We start from the raw sequence: 17423 nt of genomic DNA, 5'->3' as shown, positions 1-17423 counted from the left end.
TACCTAAATATACACATTTTATCAATATGATTTTTCTTAAAAAAGAAATTTGGTCAAATTGAATCTTGAAACATCACTTCCTTGTATAAAATTTGCTTTTTAAAGATCTACAAGAAAAGTTTTTTTAGTATAAAATCTGTCCACCGACCACGATAAAAGTGAATAAAAACTCTGAAAACATGATAATTATTTCAGTTCCTTTTATACTAGAACTGCTCATTTGAATAAATGAATTCAACGCTTTTAATCGTTATACAATTATTTTCTTCACTAAGCCATGATTTGGTGAAAAAGCATTAGGTGCCAATATGGAAATCAAGGTTAATTTTCTCGACAACCTTCGTCTCGAAGCCAAGTTCGATGATTTTACCGTCATTGCCGATCAACCCATTCGTTATAAGGGGGATGGTTCAGCACCAGGGCCTTTTGACTATTTTCTTGCATCTTCTGCATTATGTGCAGCTTATTTCGTTAAACTTTACTGCCAAACACGTAATATTCCTACAGAAAATATTCGTTTATCACAAAATAATATTGTAGACCCAGAAAACCGTTATCAACAAATCTTTAAAATTCAAGTTGAATTGCCAGCAGATATCTCAGCAAAAGATCGTCAAGGTATCTTAAGATCAATCGATCGTTGTACGGTCAAACGCGTTGTGCAAAATGGACCTGAATTCATTATTGAAGAAGTCGACAACCTAGATGCCGATGCACAGGCATTGCTTATTCCAAATGGTCAAACAGAAGACGGTACCTATATTTTAGGTAAAGACTTACCATTAGAAAAAACAATTGCAAATATGTCTAGTATTTTAGAAAACTTAGGCATGAAAATTGAAATCGCATCATGGCGAAATATTGTACCGAATGTTTGGTCACTACATATTCGTGATGCACACTCTTCAATGTGCTTTACCAATGGTAAAGGTTCAACCAAAGAAAGTGCACTTGCCTCTGCCCTTGGTGAATTCATCGAACGTCTCAATTGTAACTTTTTCTACAATGATCAGTTTTGGGGTGAAGAAATTGCCAATGCAGACTTTGTACACTACCCTAATGAGCATTGGTTTAAACCAGGGCCTGAAGATGAATTACCTGAAGAAATCTTAGATGCACACTGTTTAAGTATTTATAACCCTGAAGATGAACTTCGTGGGTCACATCTTTACGATACAAATTCGGGAAATACGGCGCGTGGTATTTGCTCGCTACCTTATACACGCCTTTCAGATGGTAAAACCGTTTACTTCCCTTCGAACTTAGTTGAAAACTTGTTCCTAAGTAATGGAATGAGTGCAGGAAATACGCTTTCAGAGGCACAAGTACAATGCCTTTCTGAAATTTTTGAACGTGCTGTTAAACGTGAAATTTTAGAAAAGGAAATATGTCTACCAGACGTGCCTGAACACGTATTAGAAAAATATCCAAGTATTCAAGCAGGTATAAAAGCCTTAGAAGAACAAGGCTTTCCTGTATTAGTCAAGGATGCATCCTTAGGTGGTCAATTTCCTGTGATGTGCGTGACACTCATGAACCCGCGTACAGGTGGTGTATTTGCTTCTTTTGGTGCACACCCAAGTTTAGAAATAGCCTTAGAAAGAAGTTTAACAGAACTACTTCAAGGGCGTAGTTTTGAAGGTCTCAATGATCTACCTCAACCAACATTTAGAAGTCATGCAGTTAAAGAACCAAATAACTTTGTAGAACACTTCATCGACTCAAGTGGAGTCGTATCATGGCGCTTCTTCAGCTCAAAATCTGACTTTGAATTTGTAGAATGGGACTTTTCAAACCATGGCCAAGCTTCAAATGTAGAAGAAGCAGAGAAATTATTTGCTATTCTTAAAGAACTTGGCAAAGAAGTATATATGGCTGTTTATGATGATCTAGGTGCGATTGCTTGCCGTATTTTAGTACCAGGATACTCTGAAATTTATTTGGTCGAAGACCTCATTTGGGACAATACCAACCAAGCATTAAATTTCCGTGAAGATATCCTAAACTTACATCGCTTAGAAGATGAACAGCTTGAAGCATTGGTGGAACGTCTAGAAGAAAGTGAGCTAGATGACTACATCGATATTACAACACTTATCGGTATTGAGTTTGATGACAATACGGTGTGGGGACAACTCACAATTCTAGAGCTAAAGTTGCTCATTTACCTTGCCCTAAAAGACTTTGAAACTGCAAAAGATTTGGTAGAGGCATTCTTACAATACAATACCAATACCGTAGACCGAGGGCTATTTTATCAGGCACTCAACGTTGTTCTTGAAGTCACCTTAGACGATGAATTGGAATTGAGTAACTACGAGATGAACTTCCGTAAAATGTTTGGTCACGAAAAAATGGATGCTGCTCTTGGTTCTATTACAGGTGACGTTCGTTTCTATGGTTTAACACCAACAAGTATGAAGCTTGAAGGTCTAGACCGCCATTTACGCCTCATCGATAGTTACAAAAAACTTCATGCAGCACGTGCAAAGGCTGCACAAAAACCGAGCATATTTCTCTAAGTCATTAATTGAAGCCACTCCAAAGAAGTGGCTTCATGTTTCTATACAAAATATATTTACCGAGATTGCTTCATGCGTCGTATTACGCAACACTCACACTTCCCTGAACTCACACTCATCTTTATTACCTTTATATGGGGTGGTACATTTTTAACTGTGCAATATGCATTAACATTAAGTAGCCCTATGTTTTTTGTGGGTTGCAGGTTTGCTGCCGCCTCTATTGCAATTTGCTTACTGTCGTGGAAAGCATTAAAAAATACAACATGGTTGGATATCCTAGCAGGCAGTTCTATTGGCTGTATGATTGCGATTGGCTATGGTGCACAAACGATAGGTCTACAAAGCATTTTAAGTACTGAGTCGGCATTTTTGACCGCATTATATGTTCCAATGGTACCTTTATTTCAGTGGATTATTTTCAAAAAAGCACCAAGACTGATGACATGGATTGGTATTCTATGTGCATTTATAGGTTTAGTTTTACTTACAGGAAACCACTCTTTAAATATCTCATTAAATACGGGTCAATTATTTACATTACTCAGTGCAGTAGCGATCGTTTTCGAAATTATTTTTATTGGTTTATTTGCAAATAAAGTAAATCCTCAGCGTGTGACTATTATTCAACTTATCGTTGCTTCACTGGCTGCATTCATCAGTATGCCTATTGTCGGTGAAAATCATTTACCTACATTTTCATGGACACTGTTCATTATCATCATTGCCATTGGTCTAGCCAGTGCTTTAATTCAATTTACGATGAACTGGGCACAACAATTTGTCGATCCAGCTCGTGCAACGGTTATTTATGCCGGTGAACCCGTATGGGCAGGAATTATTGGTCGTATTGCAGGTGAAAGACTTTCTGAATATGCTATTTTTGGTAGTGTACTCGTCATTATTGGTGTACTACTCAGTGAGTTAAAGCCTTCTTTCTTCAAAAGAAAAAAAAGGCAGTCATAGCAACCATCCGTCATAAAATATTCATAAGCTCATTGAAACTTTGAACACTATATTTAGGAGCGGCATCGTCTAACTCTTGCTCAGTACCATAACCATACCGTACAGCAATCGTGTCTATATGATGATGTCTTGCCCCTAAAATATCATATCGACGGTCTCCAACCATTACACACTCATTTGCATTTATCTTTTCACTTTGCAAAATGTAAGCAATAAGATCTGCCTTATTGGTACGATCGCCATTTAACTCACTACCATATGCATATTTAAAATATTCTAGTAGTTCAAAATGGGCTAAGATGCGTTGTGCATATATTTGTGGTTTGGCTGTTGCTAAATAAAGTACGTAACCCTTATTTTTAAGTATATGTAACGTTTCCTTTACCTGAGGATAAACATAATTTTCAAATAGACCTACATCAGCAAATCGCTCTCTATAAAAAATCAGTGCTTGCTCTGCATCTGACTTTCTACCTACAGTATCTAATAAAACCTCAAATGACTGTTTTAGTGGTGGTCCTATGGTCCAATCTAAATCGGTATTTTCTGGTAAAGGCAATCCTAACTTATTCATTGCATAATGGATGCAAGCATGAATCCCTTGCTTTGGGTCTGTAAGTGTTCCATCTAAATCCAATAATACATACTTGATCTGATCCATGATTCACCTGTTAGTCATTTAAAAAGAACTCGGAAGTTTTAGAAAACTTACCCTATACTAACCATAAGTGTAACAAATTAGGAGTTCTCTACGTGCGTTCTACAGTACTTTGTTTTTCAGGTTTAGATCCTTCCGGCGGTGCAGGACTACAAGCAGATATTGAAGCCATTGGTCAAAGTGGCGCACATGCAGCGATTGCATGTACAGCACTCACTATTCAAAATTCTCAACAAGTGTTTGGATTTGAAGCAACCTCTAAAGAATTATTACTTGCTCAAGCAAATGCTGTCGTTAAAGATTTACCGATTCGTTGTGTAAAATCAGGAATGCTCGGTACAACAGATAATATTTCAGCACTTGCACAGTTTTTGGGTGAACATCCAGATTATTTATATGTGCTCGACCCCGTTTTGGTTGCAAACAGTGGTGGCTCTTTAGGCGATCAAGCAACCTTGGTACAAGCATTTAAAGCTCTTATTCCATTGGCCACTCTCATTACCCCAAATACTGTAGAGCTACGTGCACTCACAGGGTTAAACGATCTACATGAAGCGACACAAGCACTCTTTAAAATGGGTGCACAAGCGGTACTTGTAAAAGGTGGTCATGAAGCGACGCCCGATCATATTCTAAATACACTGTATATAAACGGCGAAATAATTTCTGAAACACGCTGTCCACGCTTGGAGGGAGAGTTTCATGGTTCTGGTTGCTCCCTCGCGAGCTTTATTGCAGGACGTTTAGCGCAAGGAGATCATATCAAACAGGCCGTTCATCATGCGGAGACATGGTTGTTTGGTGTACTCAAAAATGCTGAAATGCCTGTAATCAATGGACAAAAAATGCCAAAGCGGTTTTAACTGCTACAACATGAAGCATAAGTTATTTATGCTTCATTTCCCTTGATGAGCAGTCTTTAAATTTTTCACATGCAATCTATCAGTTTTTCTTCCACGCTCTAAAAGCTGCTGTTCAATTAAATATTGGGCTTTTCTGACAGCGACCATAGACAGCACAGGGGTATCGAACTGTTTCACATAATTTACCCATGCTTTACCACGTAATACATTTTCAGGCATGTCCGTTTTAAACTCGCACTCCCCTACAAAAATAATTACCGAATATAAATGGTTTAAATCAAAATTCATCTGGCTTTCTAATAACTCACCTAAAACTTTCGTATGTTTATAATTTTGATGCAGTGGATTTTGAAAGCGATGTTTACTTTTTGGAAAAGATTGTGTCCATTGTTTTTGAAACTTATCGCCAAAAATCCATCCTTTATAATTCTTTGTTTCAAGTACAAAAATACCATAAGGACTTAATAAAATATGATCAATTTGGGTTGTTCCGCCATGACTCGTTGGCAATGTACAGTTATTTATCAGCACATATTTGTCGTTATCTAAATACTTTTTATAATGCAAATGAACAATACTCTCCCCCACTTTTCCCTTAAACTTGGGAGACGAAATAACGCCTAAAACAACAAAGACAAGAACAGCAAGAAATAAGTAAAGTAACACGGAATAAATTAACCTAAAATTTTCAGTAGGTTATTATACATCAATTCTTATATTTTCAATTTCTAATAAATACTTTTTACGGTCTAAGCCACCTGCAAAGCCTGTAAGTTTGCCATTTTTACCAATCACACGATGGCAGGGAATAATAATCGATAGTGGATTTTTACCGATTGTTCCACCAATTGCACGAATAGCAAGTGGATGATTTAAATAAGATGCAACATCTGAATAACTCCATGTGGTTGCAAAAGGAATTTTCTTTAATGCATTCCATACAGACTGTTGAAACGGCGTTCCTCCTAAAAAATCTAATGGAATATCAAAATCCTGTCGTTTTTTATTAAAATATTCATTGAGTTGATACTGTGCTAAATCAAATATAGGATGATTATGCTTAATCGCAAATTTTTGCTTTGCAAACATACTTATTTCATCGTCTGACCAACATACAGCAACAAGTGCTTGATCATGTGCAACAAGTCTAAGCTTACCAAGAGGGCTATCCATGCTTATTTCAAATAAATCCATATTCTTATCCTAGAGGAGATGCATGATCGTTAGAAAACGACCATGCTCTTTTAAAATATTAGAACTTAAAAGTCACACCAGCACCATAATAAAAGCCTTCTTCAGTTTCTGTATAACGTTGCCAATTGGTTTGCTTTAGTCCTTTATCATATTTATATGCGAAATGAATAAAAGGCATTACATTTTTTGTAATTTCATAACGTGTTTGTACACCTGTCATCACCTCAGATAACCCAGTTTTCTGAGCACTACGAGATTTATCACTCATTACAAGCGTTGCATTGATATAAGGCTGAGTAATCAATTTCTGTGTCAGTAAAAAATCACGACTGGTACTTAAAGAAAATGCAGCATAATTATTTTGTCCAACATATAAATAAGCTTCAGTTTCAAAAAAATAGGGAGCTAAACCATGTAAACCAACAACGCCATCTATTGAAGTTTTGTCTTCATACTTATTTGCATCATTTCTATATCTTGCACCGACTTGAGCATCCCAAAATGTTGCAATATTACGGCTATATAATGCCGAAATATCGTATTCTTTGTGTTCAGACTCTTCCTTAGTTAGCTCAGCTTCAATAAACAGTTTGTTCTCATCTGTTCCAACCCAAGTTTTTAGCCCTGTACTTAATTGCCCGTCTCCACGGCGATTCATAAGCCATTCACTGTCGAACGTTGTTGCCTGATAAATTTGGTCACCATGACGATGATCCATCGTCTCCATATCACTCGCCCATGTTTGCATTGCAGTTAATACAAGGCTAACGACTGTCAGTAATTGAAATGCTTTAGTGATGTGCATGATGACCTCCCATTGGCATAGACATCATGTCAGACATATCCATATCAGCATGGTGCTCATGTTGTTTTTCTACCGTTGTCGGTGCAGTAGTTGCTGCCGCAGGTAACTGTGACTGATCAGGTGTATTTACAATTAAGGTGCTCATCATGCCCGCAGTCATGTGATACAACAAATGACAATGTAGTGCCCATTCACCTGCCTCATCTGCTGTTAATAAAACACTCACCGTTTTTCCAGGTGGAACAATAACTGTATGCTTATTAGGCATATTGGATTCAGATTGACCATTTTCCAATTGGAAGAACATCCCATGTAAATGCATCGGATGTGCCATCATGGTGTTATTCACAAAAGTCATTCGAATACGTTCACCATAATTCACTTTAAATGGAGTCGCTTGGCTATATTTTTTGCCATTAATTTCCCAAATATAACGCTCCATATTGCCATCTAAATTTAAAACAATTGTCTTGTCTGCAGGGCGCTGATCTTTCTGAGGTGTCAATGATTGTAAATCTTGATATTGCAACATTTTCAAACCTTTAGGGGTCGAAGCATTGGCCCAACCATCTGCTGGATCATATTTAGGCACATCCGATGAAGTCTTTACATCTTGCATATTGTGATGACCAGACATATTCATATGATCCATATGCATTTGATGCCCTGACATATCCATACTTTTCATGTCATGCTCAGACATATTCATATCTTTCATCGCATGTTTTGAGTGATCCATACCCATCATGCTGTGCTTAGACATGTCCATTTCATCATGTGACATACCCATATCTTGCATATTTAATAATGCTCTTGGTCGGTGTGTTGGCATGACAAATTCAGTAGGTTTTGAGGCTTGATTATGCAAATTACCAACTGCAAAACCTGTTCGATCAATAGATTCGGCTTGAATTTGATAATTGTCTGCGGTTGGTTCGACAATCACATCATAGGTTTCACCTGCACCAAAACGAAATTCATCTACACTTACAGGCTTTACAGGTTGTCCATCTGCACTGACAACTGTCATTTTTAAGTTGGGAATTCTTACATCAAAGAATGACATTGCCGAAGCATTAATGAAACGCAAACGAACACGATTTCCTTGTTCGAATAAACCAGTCCAATTCTGCTGAGGTGTTTTACCATTCATTAAGAACGTATAACCAGTCACATCACTCAAGTCTGTTTTGAGCATACGCATTTGGTTCCACATTTTACGATCTTGCCAAGTCGCTTTAATGCCTTGTTGTTGTACCTGATGAAATACATCTATCATCGTTTCACGCTGATTTTGATAATAATCAGGCGATTTTTTAAGATTTTTCATAATCGTTTTACTTGAAGATGTATGAAAATCTGACAGCATTACCACATAATCTTGTTGTACTTTTTCAGTGGATGTTAAAGGGGTATCATCTTTGGGATAAACCACAAATGAGCCATATAAACCATCTTGCTCCTGTCCTTCACTGTGAGCATGATACCAATATGTACCACTTTGACGCAGTTTAAAACGATATGTGAAATCACCATTGGGTTGGATCTCTTTAAATCCACCTAATCCTGGTACACCATCCATTGAATTTGGCAATAAAATTCCATGCCAATGCACAGAAGTAGGTTCTTTTTTTAAGGAATTATGTACATGAATGACTGCTTCGTCACCCTCATTGAAGGTTAACGTTGGTGCAGGAAATTGTCCGTTGACTGTAATTTTAGGGACAGATTTTCCCGTAACATTTACAGTTTGTTCATTAATATCTAAATGATATTCCTTGATTTGTGCTAAAGAAATTTGTGACAGCACACCACATAAACATATAACAGATAGGCGAAATAACTGACGTAACATAAGATTAACCTTTTAATAGAAAATGAATATCCAGAAAAAGATTAAACTCTAGGAGGACGTAATATCTCTTGTAAATAACCGCTTAAAGGTACCGAGTGATATTCAAGTGAGGGTGGTTGTATAAGTGTCTCATTTGCAAATAAAGGATTGACCACTGCTTTATGATCTGCAAATGCATAATTAGTATTTTGACAATGCAAAATCTGACAATCTATACAACCTATTTTATGCTGATGAGGTTTTTTTATATTTTTTTCAAAGCCATCGTCTGGATCCATGCAATGTGTTTGCATCATCTCATGATGTGACATTGATATTTTTTCATTTTTTTCTATATCTATATATGCTACTTGCATTTTTGCATTCACCACGCCAAAGCAACCTATTGCAAAAGCAATAAGCAACTTTACAGCAAGATGAAAAACGTTCGTCATGTGCATATATAAAAAATAAAAACTATTTGTCCGATCATAATAGACCAGAACATGCTATTCAAACTATTTTCGTAACTATTAATGTAATTAAGCCCTTAAACAGGGTGAGTGAGGATTTGGACATATATACCTTAGTAAAAGTATGACAATATAATAATTTAAATATTTATATTTTATAAAAAGTTATTTGAGTATCGCCTATTTAATAACTAAGGCGATACCCTAAAGTTTTAAATATCTTTTTTAAATGTAATAATTGAACGTGTCGTTCCTGGCCAATTCGGCATCTGACGCCACGGCGTTAAAACATCTAAGGTATTACCGTGTACATGAAACTCTCGACATTGTTGTGTACCAACCCACTTCGGATTCCATGCAGCCTCTACATCTGTACACCATTGATTTTCTTTCAAAGACCATTTACCTGTATATGCAATTACAGAATCAAGCAATGCTGCTTTTTCAGCATCTGTCGTCGCATTCTTATTTCTATTGTCTCCAGTCAAAACAAAGTTAATACGATGATCTGAAGTAAAAATTACACGTCCAGTTGGGTGTTCACCCATAGCTGGAATAAATTGATGCGTCGCTTGATCTTCAACTTTATAACTTTCAAGTACCCAAGCACCTTCAATACTTGGTTTTACTTCATTTTCTATTGCAAACACACTCTCATTCATACAAAAAAGAGAAAATATAACCGTCAATATACGTTTTGAACCAAAGAATTGCATGGTTTCCCCAAATAAGGCAAAAAAACCATTATATCGTTAATTATATTACAAATAATATCTAATTGATCACATTATTCAAGAATATGTATCAACCCTCCTTTCTAAAAGACTGATACATATTTATTGATCGTTATTTTACTTCTTGTAATGCCTGACGCATTTGGTCAATTACGCTTTTATAATCAGGCTTACCAAAAATTGCAGATCCTGCAACAAACATATCTGCACCTGCCTTAGCAATTTCAGCAATATTTTCTGGGGTTACACCGCCGTCTACTTCTAAACGAATATCTTGACCACTTGCATCAATAATTTGACGAGCTTGGCGTAATTTATCTAAAGTCATCGGAATAAACTTTTGACCGCCAAAACCAGGATTCACACTCATTAAAAGAATTTGATCTACTTTATCTAATACATAATCTAAATAATGTAATGGCGTCGCGGGATTAAAAACGAGGCCAGCTTTTGCACCGCCAGATTTAATTAACTGTAAAGAACGATCAATATGATCTGATGCTTCTGGATGAAAGGTAATAATATCCGCGCCCGCATCTAAAAAATCGCCAATCATACGATCAACAGGAGAAACCATTAAATGCACATCAATAGGTGCTTTAATTCCATAATTTTTGAGGGCTTTACATACACCAGCACCAAAAGTTAAGTTAGGTACATAGTGATTATCCATCACATCAAAGTGAACAACATCCGCGCCCGCATTTAAAACGTTTTCAACCTCTTCGCCTAAACGAGCAAAATCGGCAGATAGAATAGACGGCGCAATAAGATATGGCTTAGACATGAAAATCCCAAACAATGAACAGGTATTCTACGATTATAGCAAATCTAAGCGTTATCGTCTTAAACGAAAGTATAATATCAATGCGCTTTAACTACATTTTTCTTACATCTAATTTATTCAATATTGTTAAGATTAATTCTCATTAAAAAATTAAAGGGAATACGTAGATATGAAAAGTTTTACTCAAATTCATACTGAAGAAGGAAAACGTATTGCAAAAAGACTATTTAATCACTGGAAACATAAATTTGAAGTTGAAGAAACTGAAACAGCTTTTTTCATTCCATTTCCAAACGCAAACGTTTTCCTTTATCCAAAAGAAACGACTTTAGATGTTTCTATCGAGGGTAAAGAAGATGTCGACTTTGCACGTTTAGAGCAAGTTATTATTGACCATCTAAATCGAATGGCACACCAAGAATTTGATGTGACATGGCAGCACATATCCGATGAATCATCTACTCATTAATTTGAGCCATATGAAATTTCAAATGGTCATCAATAAATGACTGAATAAAGTAATATCCATGGTCATAATGATCATGGAATCTTAGCGTGAGGAATTGACCCTTTTTCTCACAGATGTCCTTAAGTTTCTCAGGTTGAAGTTGTTCATAGAATTGATCATTTAAGCCTTGATCAATCAGTATATCTGGAAATAATGCGCCTTTATTTTCAATTAAAGCTACCGCGTCATTCTTTTTCCATTCCAACTTATCTTCACCTAAATAAGCAGAAAAAACTTTTTCGCCCCATGCACATTCACTGGCTGCGCAAATCGGAGCAAATGCTGAAATAGAGTTGAATAAATGAGGATACTTCCATGCTAGGGTTAAAGCACCATGCCCTCCCATACTATGCCCCATAATACCAATCTTTTGCTTATCTATTAAAAAGCTTTCTACAACTTGAGGATACAACTCATCAATTAAATAGCTTTCCATATGAAAATGTTTTTTCCATGGCATTTTTTGAGCATTTATATAAAACCCTGCACCTTGTCCAATATCCCAAGCCTGCTCATTAGCAACATCTTCACCTCGTGGTGACGTATCGGGCATAATTAAAATCATACCCAATGTTGCAGCCATCTTTTGTGCATGGGCTTTTATTGCAAATGTTTCCTCATTACATGTGAGGCCAGCAAGAAAAAATACAGCAGGACAGTTTTGCTCTATTGACTGTGCAGGAAGATATATAGAAAATTTCGTTTCACTTTTTAATGCGTGAGAAAACAACGAATAAGTTCTCTGCTCACCACCAAAACAATAATTTTTTTGTAATAGTTCCATATTATTCTTCCTAGGGTACTGTCGAGATAGGGACTTGATTGGCATTATTTGGCATTACAGTCGGACTTGGAAAAAGATGTTTTTCCAGTTGAGGCAACATTAACTCTATACTCTTTCCTAAAACCCATTGTGGTTCAGAAGGTTGGAATCCTTGCGCATTTTCCCATTTAGATACCGTAGATTGCGCATCATTAAATGCATCATGCAAAGTGCTTTTCTCTCGCATTGCTTGATCGAAGAAAGCTCTACCAAAATAAGTATAATCAGATTCGCTATTGCAACCAAATGATGAGCGATCTGCTGCCGAGGCCGTAATAACTAATGTATTTTCTGACTGCAATGCAGGAATAAAGCTTCCTGAATAACATGCAGAAATGACAATAACACGCCATTTAATACCAGATTTATCTAAAGCACCTCTTAGCCATTCAGGATCAATTTGCTTTAAATCAATGGGTGCATTTTCAAGTTCGAAATGGTTTTCCAACCCATGCGATGTAAGATACATAAATAAAACGTCAGTATCTTTATTCATTTGCTGACCAATACGATTTAAAGCCATTTGAATACTGGTTTTTGAAGCAATTGGAATTTTTGTGATGGTATCTGGATCATTTACCAATTGGACAGAACGCCCTAAGGTTCCAAAACGCGTATCAAATTGCGCTTTAATACGTTGTACCTCTGAACTAAATACAGAGTCGTAGCTATCTCCAGCCACGCCTAAAAAATACCAGTGCGTTTGTGAAAAGTCACCTAACTGTATTTGCTCTAATGTTTGGCGTAATAAATTGCCTTGTGCATACAATGCATCTTCTGAAATCGTTGGAGGTGTGTCATCAACTTTCCAAATCGGTTGTTGCTTAACAGACATTTGCCAAACCACAAGTGTGCAAATGGTGGCAAACATAATCAATGCCCTCTCCCACCAAGGCCACTTTAATTCACGTGAAAAGACCCAAATAACTGCCAAGCTTTGCCATACAAAAAACACCATAAATAAGGTGGGTAAAAAGTTATAAATACGATCTGGTAAAAAGTTTAATAGATTATTATCACCCAAGTACTGCAAAAAGCATTGAATGAGTAAAACATTGCTGTCAAGCACAAGCCAAAGTAAAGCAGGTACGAGCATAAGGCGTGTATTGTTCATTCTTTGGGAAAGAAAAATACCTACGATTAATGCAATAAAAGGCCATAGTGCATAGCTTACAAGTCCCTGAGAGTTAAAATGCCCAACTTGTCCCGCAACCATCCAACTATAAAGCGTATTTACACTTGCTGCGACTGCTCCCCAGAAAAGTAGCTGAAGAATAGATGGATGTACAATTTGTAATGATTTACGCGAACCAAGAAACAGCCATAGGCCTGCCGCTTGGTTGCTTTTTAAATCATGCCAAAAATTAATAGAGGGCTTAAGGTCTATCATAGGATTCTTGCTGGCCAGCAACATGCGTTGCTTTATACGTTATCGCTCATTTATTGTTTATGTAGTCTAATCGATATCTCACGCACTACAGCATTACATTACAAAAACGAACAACAACTTGTTTATGTGTCCATATTGAAATAGGCATCGAAACGACATGCATCACCTAGCCATTGATGCTTGGGCTCTTCATTATTTAAGAACACTGCATGACGCGGTCGCTTTACAATGACTCTTTTTGCAACTTTCCTTGCTTTAATAAGTAAGTGGTCGCCTAAATCCATTTCACCATGTTCGGGCAATAGCATATGCAAAAGTTGCATCTGTTTTTTGACCTGTGCTTGTTTTTTTTGTCCTTGTTGGTTTTGGTCTCTTTGTGGGAACATGGGGTCCAAATAAACAACATCAACAGTTTGTTTCATCTGAGCTAGCTGTTCAAGATAGCTTGCTGAGTCTGCAAATATAAGCTGAATTTTATCAGTTATTGATGCTAAAAATACATCTTTTTTTGCACTTTCATATGCTTCTTCAAGCAATGTAAATAAAATAGGATGTCGCTCAATAAGCGTTACATGGGCACCAAACTTAGCCATTAACAGTGAGTCATGACCTAAACCAGCTGTTGCATCAATTAATATAGGCGCATCATTTGACTGTGTGGCTCTAGCTAACATTTCAGTTTTTAACGATGCTCTTTTTAGTCTAGGAATTTCTGCATACCAATCGGGTTGCATTTTCATACCTTGCGCAGAAAGACTAAGACCATCACGATCAATCACGAATGATAACTCAGGATGTAAACGCAAAAATTTGGCATTCACTTTCTCGGTTATACATAACTCCACATCGACATCACGAGATTGCAGGCGCGCTGCAATCTCATGTGCTTTTTGTTCGTACTCTTGCTCAAACCAACAAACAAATTGCATTACCAACTTACCCAGCCTGTCCACCACGTTACTAAAATAAAGAGACCAAAGATAATTCGATAATAAGCAAAAACACTAAAGTCATGCTTAGATACATAACGAATTAATGCACGAATCACAAGCAATGCAGAAATGAAGGCAACAATAATTCCAACGCCTAGAATTTCCATATCTTCTACATGTAGCTCATGACGCATTTTGTACATATCAAGCAATCCTGCGCCCATCAGTACAGGAATTCCTAAGAAGAACGAAAACTCTGCCGCCGCTTTACGCGACACACCTAAAAATAGAGAACCTATAATTGTGGAACCAGAGCGAGATGTACCAGGAATCAGTGCAAAGCATTGAATAAGACCAATGAGTGCAGCTTGTTTAAAACTTAATTGTTCTACTTCATGACTGACTGTTTTATGTTGTCGTTTTTCAGCCCATAAAATAATAAACCCACCAATAATGAGGGCAATCGCAACAGTAATTGCATTAAACAAATAAGATTTTAATGCCTCACCAAAAGTAAGACCAATCACCATAATTGGAATAGTCGCAACAATCAGATTAATGCTTAAACGGCGTCCTTGTTCCTGACCTGTAAGTGCACCAATTAATGCACCCCAGAGTTTATTCCAATACTGATAAATTACTGCTGCAATTGCACCAATTTGTACAGCAACAGAGAACATATCTCTTTTTTCAGGTGTCCAAAAATCGAGTAACTGACCAGTTAAAATAAGATGCCCCGTACTAGAGATCGGTAGGAATTCGGTAACACCTTCCACCAACCCCATAATCGCGGCTTTAAAAAGTAAAATAAGATCCATGAATTAAGACTTGCCTTGTTCAGAAATTTTTTTCCATGCATTATCACGCAAATATACAGGCAATGCATATTCTGCACTGACCCATTTTTTTTCTTGAGCTAGCGACATAGCAATGGTTGCAATATCTTCAGCAGTTGCTTTCACATGAGTAAACATTGTATTTTCTTGCAACAAATTTGCTCCTGAACCAACAAGCGTAAATTTTGTATGTTGCGTTGCATCTACATAGCTTAATAATTGTTCTGCATCTACAGCTTGCATTATACCGTGATCATCTAACTCAAAATTCGCGATATATACTTCTTTCATTCTTGCATCAATCACAGCAGTAACAGCCATCAAACCATGCTCACGATACGCCGCCTGTGCTAATGCTTGAAGTGTAGAAACACCTATTACAGGTAAATCATTTGCCCATGCAAGCGCTTGTGTAACAGCAGCATTAATTCTTACACCACTAAAAGAACCTGGTCCACGACTAAATGCAATAACATCTAATGCTTCAGTGTTTAAATTACAATGTTGTAAGCCCTGCTCAATCATTGGCAATAATGTTTGTGTTTGCATTTTTGCTTGATCACTTAAAACTTTAAATAGAATATCTTGATCACGCATCAAACAAACAGAACATTGGTCATTTGCGGTTTCGAGTGCTAGCAGTTTCATGCATGCCCTTATTGTGAAAGAAACTTAAAAATTTAAGGTATCATACGCAACTCTAAAAAGCTTTGCGATACCCTCTTTATAATTATTCGTTATCGCCAAACCAATACGGTTCAAGTGCTCTATAATTTTCGATCAATCCATAAGCCATCTCTGCTTTATGTTGAATCTGCTGAACATGTTGCTCAGTCACATTTGCAATAATCTTTGCAGGAGTACCTGCAACCACTGAATAATCAGGAATAATTTGATGGGGTTCTATCACTGTATTTGCTTCAATTAGGCAATAATTTCCAACGACAGCATAGTCAGAAACAATACTATGCATACCAATTAAAGTATGATGTCCGACAGCGCAACCACGTAAGGTGGCATGATGTTCAACCGTCACATACTCACCAATTTCTAAATGTTTAGCATCACCTGCCTCTAAAATACTATAAGCTTGCACATTGGTGTAATCACCAATACGGATACTTCCTGTATCACCTCTGACAATTGCACCAAACCAAATGCTCACGTTGCTCCCTAAAGTGACTTGACCAATTACATTGGCAGTCTCTTCAATCCAACCATTCCATGGAAGACAAGTAGTTGACGGCGCATAACCTTTATATTTATACATCATTATTTTTTTCCTTTTATTTCTTTGTCATTTATAAAATCAACATACTGTGCTTTATTAAATAAGTCATAAAAATGCTATAAATCATAACAATAAACTGTATTAAATCTAAATTCGCTTTTTGAAGTAAGGACGATAACGGGAATATTGCTGACTTTTTTGATATGACATGCCAAAATAATGAAATAAGGCAATTTAATCCATTTTACAGATAGAAGAATCATGATGACGATACACTACTGCCAAAAATGTGGGCATGAAACCACGAAAAAAGTCCCATTAGGTGACAGTAAAATTCGTCAAGTGTGTGTGGCCTGTGGAGCTATTCATTATGAAAACCCCAAAGTAATTTGTGGTGCGCTAGTCATTTGGGAAAATCAAATTCTTCTTTGCAGACGAGCAATCGAACCACGCTATGGATTATGGACACTTCCTGCTGGTTATATGGAACTTGCAGAGACCATGGCTGAAGGTGCAGCTCGAGAGACTTTTGAAGAAGCTGAAGCACATATTAATATCGAAGGTTTATACTGTATGTATGATATTCCTCATATTGGACAAATATATGCCTTATTCAAAGCACAATTGAAAGACGGTATTTTTGGTGCAGGGCCTGAAACAATTGAAACTCGCCTCTTTAAAGAGGAAGATATTCCATGGGATTCTTTGGCTTTCCCAAGTGTCAAACAGACATTACGTCACTACTTTAAAGATAAATTGAATCAACATTATCCCCTGCACTTTGAAACAATTCACTCAGAAATAGATCAACCTTAAATCGCTTTAACCAACTGATGATTCAAAAGAATCTATAATTATGGCTATTTT

The 17423-nt window shown here is 36.8% G+C and carries 19 protein-coding genes; 5 read left to right on the top strand and 14 right to left on the bottom strand.

The features are described 5' to 3' along the window. Window positions 1-308 precede the first annotated feature (308 nt). Complete coding sequence (locus OZX61_RS02670; RefSeq protein WP_277095240.1) at window positions 309-2522, top strand: OsmC domain/YcaO domain-containing protein; 2214 nt, start codon at window positions 309-311, stop codon at window positions 2520-2522. 72 nt (window positions 2523-2594) lie between these two features. Continuing rightward, window positions 2595-3488: a DMT family transporter gene (locus OZX61_RS02665; RefSeq protein ID WP_195772538.1), complete on the top strand. Its 894-nt coding sequence runs from the start codon at window positions 2595-2597 to the stop codon at window positions 3486-3488. A gap of 10 nt (window positions 3489-3498) precedes the next feature. Here OZX61_RS02665 and OZX61_RS02660 read toward each other — a convergent pair whose 3' ends face one another. Continuing rightward, entirely contained in the window at window positions 3499-4149 is a 651-nt protein-coding gene (locus OZX61_RS02660) for an HAD-IA family hydrolase (protein WP_195772539.1), read from the bottom strand. A 92-nt stretch (window positions 4150-4241) separates the two neighbouring features. On the opposite strand from OZX61_RS02660, the gene OZX61_RS02655 reads away from it, so the two are divergent. After that, window positions 4242-5009: a hydroxymethylpyrimidine/phosphomethylpyrimidine kinase gene (locus tag OZX61_RS02655; protein ID WP_195772540.1), complete on the top strand. Its 768-nt coding sequence runs from the start codon at window positions 4242-4244 to the stop codon at window positions 5007-5009. A 33-nt stretch (window positions 5010-5042) separates the two neighbouring features. Here OZX61_RS02655 and OZX61_RS02650 read toward each other — a convergent pair whose 3' ends face one another. The 7 genes from OZX61_RS02650 to rpe form a co-directional block, all read right to left on the bottom strand. Continuing rightward, on the bottom strand, window positions 5043-5675 hold the full coding sequence (locus tag OZX61_RS02650; RefSeq protein ID WP_195772541.1) for a nuclease-related domain-containing protein: 633 nt from the start codon (window positions 5673-5675) through the stop codon (window positions 5043-5045). A gap of 33 nt (window positions 5676-5708) precedes the next feature. After that, window positions 5709-6203: a methylated-DNA--[protein]-cysteine S-methyltransferase gene (locus OZX61_RS02645; RefSeq protein ID WP_277095239.1), complete on the bottom strand. Its 495-nt coding sequence runs from the start codon at window positions 6201-6203 to the stop codon at window positions 5709-5711. Window positions 6204-6261: 58 nt separating this feature from the next. Next, window positions 6262-7008: a copper resistance protein B gene (locus tag OZX61_RS02640; protein ID WP_277095238.1), complete on the bottom strand. Its 747-nt coding sequence runs from the start codon at window positions 7006-7008 to the stop codon at window positions 6262-6264. Further along, the gene (locus OZX61_RS02635; protein WP_277095237.1) at window positions 6995-8863 is read right to left on the bottom strand and encodes a copper resistance system multicopper oxidase; all 1869 of its coding nucleotides are present in this window, start codon (window positions 8861-8863) and stop codon (window positions 6995-6997) included. Before OZX61_RS02635 ends, OZX61_RS02640 begins: the two co-directional genes overlap by 14 nt. Before the next feature lie 41 nt (window positions 8864-8904). Continuing rightward, window positions 8905-9297: a hypothetical protein gene (locus OZX61_RS02630; protein ID WP_196337902.1), complete on the bottom strand. Its 393-nt coding sequence runs from the start codon at window positions 9295-9297 to the stop codon at window positions 8905-8907. 230 nt (window positions 9298-9527) lie between these two features. Continuing rightward, window positions 9528-10031, bottom strand: a complete 504-nt coding sequence (locus OZX61_RS02625; protein WP_277095236.1) for a lipocalin-like domain-containing protein — start codon at window positions 10029-10031, stop codon at window positions 9528-9530. Between the two features lie 130 nt (window positions 10032-10161). Beyond that, window positions 10162-10836 carry a ribulose-phosphate 3-epimerase gene (gene rpe / locus OZX61_RS02620; protein WP_195772546.1) on the bottom strand — a complete coding sequence of 225 codons (675 nt, stop codon included), beginning with the start codon at window positions 10834-10836 and terminating at the stop codon, window positions 10162-10164. 169 nt (window positions 10837-11005) lie between these two features. Here rpe and OZX61_RS02615 point away from each other — a divergent pair, with 169 nt between their 5' ends. Continuing rightward, on the top strand, window positions 11006-11305 hold the full coding sequence (locus OZX61_RS02615; RefSeq protein WP_195772547.1) for a DUF2218 domain-containing protein: 300 nt from the start codon (window positions 11006-11008) through the stop codon (window positions 11303-11305). On the opposite strand, the gene fghA is transcribed toward OZX61_RS02615, so the two are convergent. The 6 genes from fghA to OZX61_RS02585 form a co-directional block, all read right to left on the bottom strand. Beyond that, complete coding sequence (gene fghA / locus OZX61_RS02610; protein ID WP_277095235.1) at window positions 11295-12128, bottom strand: S-formylglutathione hydrolase; 834 nt, start codon at window positions 12126-12128, stop codon at window positions 11295-11297. The genes OZX61_RS02615 and fghA overlap by 11 nt on opposite strands. A gap of 10 nt (window positions 12129-12138) precedes the next feature. Beyond that, window positions 12139-13557, bottom strand: a complete 1419-nt coding sequence (locus tag OZX61_RS02605) for a C13 family peptidase (protein ID WP_277095234.1) — start codon at window positions 13555-13557, stop codon at window positions 12139-12141. 122 nt (window positions 13558-13679) lie between these two features. Beyond that, window positions 13680-14486: a class I SAM-dependent methyltransferase gene (locus OZX61_RS02600; RefSeq protein ID WP_195772550.1), complete on the bottom strand. Its 807-nt coding sequence runs from the start codon at window positions 14484-14486 to the stop codon at window positions 13680-13682. After that, window positions 14486-15307, bottom strand: coding sequence for an undecaprenyl-diphosphate phosphatase (locus OZX61_RS02595; RefSeq protein WP_277095233.1), 822 nt, complete (start codon window positions 15305-15307; stop codon window positions 14486-14488). Before OZX61_RS02595 ends, OZX61_RS02600 begins: the two co-directional genes overlap by 1 nt. Before the next feature lie 3 nt (window positions 15308-15310). Continuing rightward, window positions 15311-15973, bottom strand: coding sequence for a tRNA (adenosine(37)-N6)-threonylcarbamoyltransferase complex dimerization subunit type 1 TsaB (gene tsaB, locus OZX61_RS02590; RefSeq protein ID WP_277095232.1), 663 nt, complete (start codon window positions 15971-15973; stop codon window positions 15311-15313). An 82-nt stretch (window positions 15974-16055) separates the two neighbouring features. Continuing rightward, window positions 16056-16598 carry a gamma carbonic anhydrase family protein gene (locus OZX61_RS02585; protein ID WP_277095231.1) on the bottom strand — a complete coding sequence of 181 codons (543 nt, stop codon included), beginning with the start codon at window positions 16596-16598 and terminating at the stop codon, window positions 16056-16058. 228 nt (window positions 16599-16826) lie between these two features. Between OZX61_RS02585 and OZX61_RS02580 the strand changes: the two genes are divergently transcribed. Next, window positions 16827-17372: an NUDIX hydrolase gene (locus tag OZX61_RS02580; RefSeq protein ID WP_277095615.1), complete on the top strand. Its 546-nt coding sequence runs from the start codon at window positions 16827-16829 to the stop codon at window positions 17370-17372. The last annotated feature ends 51 nt before the right edge of the window (window positions 17373-17423 follow it).

Origin of the sequence: Acinetobacter sp. ESL0695, from assembly GCF_029392135.1 — a bacterium.
GTDB lineage: Bacteria > Pseudomonadota > Gammaproteobacteria > Pseudomonadales > Moraxellaceae > Acinetobacter > Acinetobacter pollinis.
Note: the sequence above shows the minus strand (reverse complement) of the source record. Positions and strands in the feature narration are given on the sequence as shown.

Coding starts and splice junctions, on each gene's coding strand:
- OZX61_RS02645 (WP_277095239.1), bottom strand. CDS start 6,203: ATGGATTTATTTGAAATAAGCATGGATAGCCCTCTTGGTAAGCTTAGA.
- OZX61_RS02585 (WP_277095231.1), bottom strand. CDS start 16,598: ATGATGTATAAATATAAAGGTTATGCGCCGTCAACTACTTGTCTTCCA.
- tsaB (WP_277095232.1), bottom strand. CDS start 15,973: ATGAAACTGCTAGCACTCGAAACCGCAAATGACCAATGTTCTGTTTGT.
- rpe (WP_195772546.1), bottom strand. CDS start 10,836: ATGTCTAAGCCATATCTTATTGCGCCGTCTATTCTATCTGCCGATTTT.
- fghA (WP_277095235.1), bottom strand. CDS start 12,128: ATGGAACTATTACAAAAAAATTATTGTTTTGGTGGTGAGCAGAGAACT.
- OZX61_RS02625 (WP_277095236.1), bottom strand. CDS start 10,031: ATGCAATTCTTTGGTTCAAAACGTATATTGACGGTTATATTTTCTCTT.
- OZX61_RS02605 (WP_277095234.1), bottom strand. CDS start 13,557: ATGATAGACCTTAAGCCCTCTATTAATTTTTGGCATGATTTAAAAAGC.
- OZX61_RS02660 (WP_195772539.1), bottom strand. CDS start 4,149: ATGGATCAGATCAAGTATGTATTATTGGATTTAGATGGAACACTTACA.
- OZX61_RS02615 (WP_195772547.1), top strand. CDS start 11,006: ATGAAAAGTTTTACTCAAATTCATACTGAAGAAGGAAAACGTATTGCA.
- OZX61_RS02630 (WP_196337902.1), bottom strand. CDS start 9,297: ATGACGAACGTTTTTCATCTTGCTGTAAAGTTGCTTATTGCTTTTGCA.
- OZX61_RS02600 (WP_195772550.1), bottom strand. CDS start 14,486: ATGCAATTTGTTTGTTGGTTTGAGCAAGAGTACGAACAAAAAGCACAT.
- OZX61_RS02595 (WP_277095233.1), bottom strand. CDS start 15,307: ATGGATCTTATTTTACTTTTTAAAGCCGCGATTATGGGGTTGGTGGAA.
- OZX61_RS02665 (WP_195772538.1), top strand. CDS start 2,595: ATGCGTCGTATTACGCAACACTCACACTTCCCTGAACTCACACTCATC.
- OZX61_RS02635 (WP_277095237.1), bottom strand. CDS start 8,863: ATGTTACGTCAGTTATTTCGCCTATCTGTTATATGTTTATGTGGTGTG.
- OZX61_RS02670 (WP_277095240.1), top strand. CDS start 309: ATGGAAATCAAGGTTAATTTTCTCGACAACCTTCGTCTCGAAGCCAAG.
- OZX61_RS02640 (WP_277095238.1), bottom strand. CDS start 7,008: ATGCACATCACTAAAGCATTTCAATTACTGACAGTCGTTAGCCTTGTA.